This is a genomic window from Micromonospora parastrephiae, from assembly GCF_016802865.1.
Lineage (GTDB): Bacteria > Actinomycetota > Actinomycetes > Mycobacteriales > Micromonosporaceae > Micromonospora > Micromonospora parastrephiae.
The window spans coordinates 24,233-32,277 of sequence record NZ_JAEVHM010000053.1; the positions used below are offsets into that span (position 1 = coordinate 24,233).

5 protein-coding genes are annotated in these 8,045 nt (G+C 71.9%); 4 read left to right on the forward strand and 1 reads right to left on the reverse strand.

Annotated elements, in window-relative coordinates; all coding sequences use genetic code 11:
• The first annotated feature begins 21 nt into the window (after positions 1 to 21).
• The 4 genes from JNW91_RS13655 to JNW91_RS13670 are packed head-to-tail and all read left to right on the forward strand — an operon-like array spanning position 22 to position 3,290.
• Entirely contained in the window at positions 22 to 1,344 is a 1,323-nt protein-coding gene (locus JNW91_RS13655) for an FAD-binding oxidoreductase (protein ID WP_203175204.1), read from the forward strand.
• Between the two features lie 29 nt (positions 1,345 to 1,373).
• Positions 1,374 to 1,967, forward strand: coding sequence for a dihydrofolate reductase family protein (locus JNW91_RS13660; RefSeq protein WP_203175205.1), 594 nt, complete (start codon positions 1,374 to 1,376; stop codon positions 1,965 to 1,967).
• Positions 1,964 to 2,884: an NAD-dependent epimerase/dehydratase family protein gene (locus JNW91_RS13665; protein ID WP_309244352.1), complete on the forward strand. Its 921-nt coding sequence runs from the start codon at positions 1,964 to 1,966 to the stop codon at positions 2,882 to 2,884. Before JNW91_RS13660 ends, JNW91_RS13665 begins: the two co-directional genes overlap by 4 nt.
• Before the next feature lie 22 nt (positions 2,885 to 2,906).
• Positions 2,907 to 3,290 (forward strand): TIGR03618 family F420-dependent PPOX class oxidoreductase, encoded by a 384-nt coding sequence (locus JNW91_RS13670; RefSeq protein ID WP_203175206.1) that lies wholly within the window; start codon positions 2,907 to 2,909, stop codon positions 3,288 to 3,290.
• A 152-nt stretch (positions 3,291 to 3,442) separates the two neighbouring features.
• On the opposite strand, the gene JNW91_RS13675 is transcribed toward JNW91_RS13670, so the two are convergent.
• Positions 3,443 to 8,045, reverse strand: a 4,603-nt coding sequence (locus JNW91_RS13675; protein ID WP_203175207.1) for a glycoside hydrolase family 2 TIM barrel-domain containing protein, incomplete at its 5' end; no start/stop codon positions are given.

Sequence of the window (8,045 nt, forward strand, 5' to 3'; positions counted from 1 at the left end):
GTCGCTGGATAGCGTGCCCCTGTGATCGACCGGTATCTGCTGCGCCTGCGCAGGGACTTCGACGGTGAGGTGCTCACCCGCGACCACGCCGCGTACGACCCGGCGCGTCGCCCGGTCGGCTCTGCCGGTGCGGCCCGGCGGCCACTCGTCGTGCTGCGGTGCCGGTCGGTGCGTGACGTCGTCGCGGCCGTCGCGTTCGCGCGTGACACCGGCATCGCACTCGCGGTACGCAGCGGAGGACACTGCTTCGCCGGCCGGTCGTCCACCGACGGCGTCCTGATCGACGTCTCCGGTCTGCACGGGGTCGATCTCTCGGCTGACGGGACCGCGACGGTCGGCGCCGGGGTGCGCCTCGGGCAGCTCTACGGCGCGTTGCACGCCCGTGGACAGACGCTGCCCGCGGGGTGCGGCGCGACGGTCGGCATCGCCGGACTCGTCCTCGGGGGCGGCATCGGGTTGCTCGGGCGGCGTCACGGCCCGACGTGCGACCGGCTCGTCGCGGCGACGATCGTCCTCGCCGACGGCAGTGTGGTCGACTGCGACGAACACCGCGAGCCTGACCTGTTCTGGGCGTTGCACGGGGCCGGCGGTGGGCAGCTCGGCGTGGTCACCTCCCTGCGCCTCGCCACGATCACCGAACCGATGACCGCCCGGGTCGCCCTCACCTGCCCCGACGCCGACCCGGCGCGGGTCGTCGCGTCCTGGCAGGCGTCGGCGCCGGACGCACCGGACGACATCTCGACGAGCCTCGAACTCGCCCGCGAACCCGGCCGACCCGTCCGCGCGACCGTGTCCGGAGTCGCCGTGGACGCGGCCCGCGCGGGCGGGTGGCTGCACGACCTTGCCCGTGAGGCGGGTGCCGGTGCCCAGTTGTTCGTGGCTGACCCCGTGCCCTTCACCGTCGCCAAGCGGGCGTTGGCCGACCCTTGCCAGGACGTCGGTGACGGCCGCCTGCGGTCGGAGTACTTCGCGCGGCCAATGCCGGCCGGTGCCGTCACTGAGCTGATCGCGCTGCTGGGCGGGGGAGACGCACGGCACCGTAGGCGACTCACGTTCACCGCGATGGGCGGCGCATACAACCGCGTCGCTCCGGAGGCCACAGCATTCGTCCACCGGCGCGAGCGCTACCTGCTCGAGCACGTCGGCCACCGCAGCGACTCCTGGGTCGACGCGTCGTGGGCGCTCGCCCACCGGCACTCGTCGCACCGCGTCTATCCCAACTTCCCCGACCCCCTGCTCGATCGTCCGGCGGAGGCCTACTGGGGCACCAACCACGCCCGCCTGGCCGCCGTCAAACGGTCCTACGACCCACAGCACCTGTTCGGCTTCCCACAATCCCTCTGACCCGTCCCGCAACCAGCGAGAGGCAATCCATGAGCAGAGTCCTCGCAGCGCTGTCCGTCTCGGTCGACGGCTACATCACCGGCCGCGACCCAGGCCCCCGACGCGGCCTCGGTGACGGCGGCATGCTGTTCGACTGGTACTTCGACGGCGACACCCCGAGCGCGGTGTTCGACGGGTTTCGGCTCAGCGCTCCCAGCGCCCGCGTCTTCGACGCGGCCGCGGCGCGGGTGGGAGCCAGCCTCGCCGGACGCAACACCTACGACGACTCCGGCTGGGGCAGCGGCGGCACCCCGCACCCCGACGCGCCGCTCGTGGTGCTCAGCCACCGACCGCTGCCCGCCGAGCATCCCCGTCAGACTCTGGTGACCAGCGGCATCGACGAGGCCGTCGACACCGCCCGCCGCCTGGCCGGCGACAAGGACGTGGCACTGATGGGCGGCGGCGTGACCACCGCCGCGCTGGCCGCGGGTCTGGTCGACGAACTGATCCTGCACCAGCGCCCGGTGCTGCTCGGCGCCGGCCGGCCGTACTTCCAGACGCTGCCCGCGCCCGTCGAACTTCGTCTGATCGAGGCCGTCGCCGCACCGGCCGTGACCCACCTGCACTACGAGGTGGTCCGGTGATCCTCGTGACCGGTGGCCTCGGCATGATCGGCGCCCACACCGCCCGCGCCCTGACGGACCTCGGCCACGCGGTCGTCGCCACCGCCCACCGGCGAACCGCGCGCCCCACGTTCCTGCCCGACGACGTCATCGTCGAACGACTCGACGTCACCGACCCCGCCGCGGTGTCCGCACTCGGTGACCAGTACCCGATCACCGACATCACCCACTTGGCCGGCAGCATCCCCGGCGAGGACCGGGTGGCGTACTTCCGCGCCGACACCGCCGGACTGCTCACCATGCTCGACGCCGCTCGCGCCTGGCGCGTGCGCCGCTTCGCCGTCGCCGGCAGCCTCGGCTCCTACCTGGGCCGCAGCGAGGTCCCCTGGTACGAAGACCTGGCGCTGCCCACGGCGCCGGCACCGCACCCGATCATCGCCTTCAAGAAGGCGGTCGAGCCGCTCACCACGAACGCACTGCAAGGCACCGGGATCCACGCGGTCGTGCTTCGCATCGGCAGCACCTGGGGACCGCTCATGGATCCGGCGACACCCTTCAACGCGGTCCCGCCGTACATCAGCGCCGTGCTGCGCGGGGAACGCCCCGCACCCGTGTACGCCGATGACGGCGGCGACTTCTGTTACGCCCCTGACGCCGGACGCGCCATCGCCCTGCTCATCACCGCCGACACCCTCGCCCACGACGTCTACAACATCTCGGGTGGACAGCCCTTCACCAACCGGCAACTGGTCGACGCCGTCCACGCCGCCATTCCGCAGGCCCAGCTCGACCTGCTCGACGGACGCCGGGCCGGGCCGGGGCGCGATCCCTACCTCGACGTCTCCCGGCTCGCCACCGAGACCGGCTTCACCCCGGCCTTTGACATCACCACCGCCGTCACCGACTACGTCGCCTGGCGCACCCACCACGACCGCTGACCACCACACCCGGGAGAACCACGTGCTGCATCCCGACATCCGCCGCGTGCTCGACGACGCACCGATCGCCCACCTCGCCACCGTCCTACCGGACGGCTCACCGCACGCCACCCCCGTCTACGTCGGCACTCACGACGAACACATCGTCATATTCACCGGGCCCGACAAACGCAAAGCCCGCAATCTGCGCCGCGACCCGCGCCTGGCGTTGTCCATCGCCCCGGCCGACGACCCGTTCACCCCTGTCGCCGTACGCGGCCGCGTCGTCAACTGGATCGGCGGCGACGCCGGCTGGTCGATCATCGACCGCATTGTCGCCAAATACACGGATGAGACCTACCCGCGCGACGACGAACGCGTCGTCGCCGTCATCGAACCCGATCACCAGACAGTCGGCATCCGTTGACGCGACAACCCTGGACAGGCGCGGATTCAGCGGACCTGCCGACGCGGCGGCGCCCTGGCACTGCGCCTGATCGACCTCGACAGGACGGCCGCCCGGACAGCGGCGTGGCGACGACCCCCGGGAGCCGAGGACCGCCGCCACGTCCGGTTCGGTCAGTCGGCGCAGGTCAGCCGCGCCGCGGCCCAGTCACCGTGGTCATTTCCGACCCCGTCGCCGCCATCGCCCAGGCGCAGTTCGAGGCGCTGGCCGCCGGTCACGTCGACGGAGAGCGGCTCCGCGCCACCGGAGCCGGTCAGCACCCCGGTCTGGGCCTTGCGTACTCCATCCACCCATACCTCGAACACCACCGAGCCGCTGCTGCCGGTCTCGTCGTCCACCCCGACGTCGGAGCGGAACGTCGTGCACCGGCCGCCCAGGTCCAGCGAGACGACCGACAGCGCGTGCCCGCCCAGACCCTTGTCGTAGGCGACCCCACCGATACGCATCGGATTGCCGTCGCCGCCGGAGTTCTCGCCGTTGCTGCGGTCCTTCTCCACCGGGCCCCACCCGTTGGACTCGCCCGTCCACGGTTGGTCGCTCAGCCACACCTGGCCCGTCGGCAGCGGCGTACGCACCGTGGCCGCCGCCGTGACCGAGCTGCGGAACCCGGCCCCGGAGGTCCCGGTCACCGTGGCCGTCAGGTCGAACGAACCGATGTCCGTACCGACCGGGGCGGTCACCTCGAACACCGCTGTCTCCGGCGTGCCGGCCGCCACCGTACCGAGGTCGCTGCTGGCCGGCGTGACCGTCCAGCCCGCCGGAACGGCGAGGGTCGCGCCGACCCCGCGCAGCCCGTCGGCGCATCGCGCGGTGACCGCCACCTCGACCCGCTCGGCGGTGCCGGGCGTGACCTGCCCGTCCGTGGTCATCGCCACGTCCGGCGGGCACGGCGCGGGAGTCCGCGAGTCGACCACGCCGCCGGCGCGCACCTCCGTGCTGGTGAGCGGCCGCAGCACCAACTCCTGGTGGTGCGGCTCGGACGCGGAGACCGCGAACGGTTCGAGCACCGAGTTCGGGGTTTCCCCCATGCCGGTCTCGCCGGCCTCGGCGTGCAGGGTCACCCAACCGTTGTTGCGCACCAGGGGCAACTGGTGGTCGTACTCGGCGCGGTCGAGGTCGTCGTACGGGGTGACACTGACGTCGAGGTCACCGCCGACGAGCAAGCCGGAACGCCGCCCGTCGCTGAGGGTCGCCCAGGCGACGTCGGTGTGGTTGCCGTACGCCTGCGGGCGGGAGTAGCGCACGTACTCCTCGTCCACCGTGCTCTTCCAGACCCCCATCAGTGCACCGCTGCGCCGGTCGTTGTATGTCTCCTGCGGGCCTCGCCCGTACCAGGCGAACCGGTCGAGGTCGTCCGGCACCTGGATCGCCACGCCCACCCGGGGCAGGTAGGGCAGGGACCCCACCCGCGAGCCCTTCGGCACCACGTCGTGGCTCAGGCCGATGGTGCCGCGGGCGTCGATCCGATAGGTCTGCGTCTGGTCGAACGACAGCAGCTCCTGCTTGCCCGGTGCCGCCGAGGTGGAGCGGACCCGGACCACCGCCGCGCCACCCTCGGTCGACGTCTCGAACCCGGTCACCGTGCTGCGCAACCGGTCCATGCCCAGCTCGTGCCAGATCTCGCGGTCGGCGGTGCCCCAGTCGTACGTCTCGTTGCTGGTCGGCGGCCGGTACACGTCGAGCTGCGGCCCGGTGCGCAGCAGCTCGCTACCGTCGTCGCGCATCGAGGTGAGCAGCCCGGACCCGGCGTCGAAGCGGTACTGCCAGTCCTTGCCCTTGACGGTCAGCGCGTTGCCGTGCCGGCTGATGCGTGGCGCCTGGTCGGCCGGTGGGGGACCGGGTAGCACGCCGGGCACCACCGAACCACCGATGGCGAACTGGTCCTGCCCGACGATCCAGCCGCTCTTCGCCCACGCCGTGGGCTGCGTGTTCGCCGCGGTGAGGGTGAGCCAGCGCTGCCGGTCCTGCGGGTTGGCCGGCGCCGCCCCGAGGTTCAGGTCGACGCTCTGCCCCGGGCCGAGGGTCAACGTCCGGCTGCCGGAGCGCAGAGTGCGGTCGATCTCGGTCTGCGCCCAGCGCAGCGTCACCCGGTACGTCCCGGCCTGCTGCTCGTTGTGCACGCGTACCTTGCCGGCCGCGGCGTCGACGGCGGTGAACCGGATCGGCGCCTGCGCCCACGCCATCTCGGCGGTCTCCGGCTGCACGTAGCGGTCGGACCCGACCAGCCCGTCGGTGCCGGACAGGCTGATTCCGAGACTCAGGAAGTCACCCTTGCGCTGGTAGGAGTCGAAGTTGAGCGCGAGGACCGCCCGCCGGATGGGATCGGCGGCCAGGTCAGTGGCGGAGAGCGCGGCCGGATAGATCCGTGCGTCGTCGATCAGCCCGCGAGCGAGCCGGGCGCAGCAGAAGTTGTCCCGCTGGGTCTCCGCGTTGTGGCCCAGGTTGACCTCCCGCAGGCCCGGGTCGATGGCGCCGGTGGCCGGTACGCTGCCGACCTCCTTGCCGTCGATGAGCAGCCGTACCGCCGCACCGTCGTAGACGCCGGTGACCCGGTGCCAGGCGCCGTACCAGTCGGTGGGCACGTCCGCGGCGACCGCGGTCCGGGCGGTGCCTGCCTGCACGCCGAACTCCAGGGTGTCCTGATCCCGCATCTGCAACCCGTACGCCTGGCCCTTCGTCAGGATTGGGAAGCTGCCCGCCCACGGCCCGGGCTTGACCCAGGCGTCGAGGGTGATCGCGGAGCCGGTGATGTCGAGGCGCCGGTCACGGAAGACGTCGACGAAGTCGTCCAGGCTGGAGAGGCTGACCGCCTGCCCACGTCCGGTCCGGCCGGGTGCGGGTTCCGGCTTGCCGACCAGGAAGGTCTGGATCCGGTTTGGCGAGGAGTCCGGGGTGAACACCAGCGGCTGGCGGAGGTTCTGCTCGGCCCAGTCCCAGATGAACCCACCCTGGATCTGCGGGTAACGGCGGGCCAGCGCCCAGAACTGGTCGAAGTTGCCCAGCCCGTTGCCCATCGCGTGGGCGTACTCGCCCATGATCTGCGGCTTGGTGCCGTTGATCGCCTTGGACTCCAGTCGAGCGGGGGTCGGGTATCGCGGTCCGGAGACGTCGGCGAAGGGGGCGTCGCCGTCGGGGTTGTTCGACTGGTGGTAGAGCAGCCGGGTCGGCTCGTTGGCGTCGGCCCACTCGGCCATCGCGTAGTGCGCCGAGCCGAGCCCCGCCTCGTTACCGGTGTCCCACATGAACACACTGGGGTGGTTCTTGTCGCGGGCGACCATTGCCCGGAACCGGTCCGCGTATGCGGCGGCCCACTCGGGCTTGTCGGCCAGGCACTGGTTCGGGCAGCTCTCGTGCGCGTGGGTCTCGATGTCGATCTCGTCGTCGACCCAGAGGCCGTGCCGGTCGGCCAGGTCGTAGAGGTACGGGTCCGACGGGTAGTGCGAGGTGCGGACCGCGTTGAGGTGCAGTCGCTTCATCAGGAACACGTCGTCGCGCTGCATCTTGCGGGTCTGGTGCCGGCCGGTGTCCGGATCGGTTTCGGCCCGGTTGGTGCCCTTGACCAGGATCCGACCACCGTTGACCAGCACCTGCCGGTCGCGGACCTCGATCTCGCGGAAGCCGACCGGCTGGCTGGTGGTGTGCAGCGCCCGGCCGTCGGGGCCGAGCAGTTCCAGGGCGAGCGTGTAGAGCGTCGGTTCCTCGGCGCTCCATTTCGCCGGGTTCGTCACCGGGCCGGTCAGGGTGACCCGGCCACCGGTGGCGTCGGCCGCCAGGTCGAGCTGCCCGGTCAGGGTGGTCACCGTCCGCCCGTGGGAGTCCAGCAGCTTCCCGCGTACGGTGTGCCGGCCGGTCGGGCCGGCCGTGGCGCGGGCCACGTCGACCCGGGCCGACAGGGTCGCGTCCCGGTAGGCCGTGTCCAGGTCGGTGGTGATGTACGCGTCGCGCAGCCAGCTCGAACCGGTGCGGTACAGCCAGACGTCGCGGAAGATGCCGCTGTACCGCCACTGGTCGACGTCCTCCAGGTAGGACCCGGAGCCCCACCGGTGCACCTGCACGGCGATCCGGTTACGGCCCGGCTTGAGCAGCTTGGTGACGTCGAACTCGGCCGGCGTGTAGCCACCCTGGTCGTAGCCGGCGTACCCGCCGTTGACCCAGACGAAGTAGCCGCTGGTCACCCCCTCGAAGCGGAGGAAGACCTCGTCGCCGGCCCAGTCGCTGGGCAGGTCGATGGTGCGCAGGTACGCGCCGGTCGGGTTGACGTCGCGCGGTACCCGGGGCGGGTCGTCGGGCCAGATCTCCTCGGGGATGTTGCGGAACATCGGGTGGTCGATGAAGTCCGACTGCCAGGTGTGTGGCACCGACACCTTCGGGAAGGTCTTCTCGTCGAAGGTGGCGGCGGAGAAGTCGGCCGGTACGTCGTCGGGCCGGTCGAACAGCTTCAATCGCCAGTCGCCGTTGAGTGAGGCGACCTCGGAGTTGCGGGCGGCGTGCTCGGTCACGTCGGCGGCGGCGGCCCGCACGTCCGGGTACGGCCGCAGGTCGGCGTGGGCCGGCTGCTGCCCCTCCCCGGTCATCTGCGGGTTCTCCAGGTACCGGTAGACGTCGGCGGCGCTCTTCGGCCCGCCGGCCGGGTCGACCGTGGGTGCCGGCAGGGTGTGCCGGGGGCCGGGTCGGGTGCACCGCGGCGGCGGCCGGCGCCGTCGCAGCGGCGGGACC

What these genes read in the sequence shown, in the direction of transcription:
- JNW91_RS13660 (WP_203175205.1), top strand. Translation starts at nt 1,374, where the DNA reads ATGAGCAGAGTCCTCGCAGCGCTGTCCGTCTCGGTCGACGGCTACATC.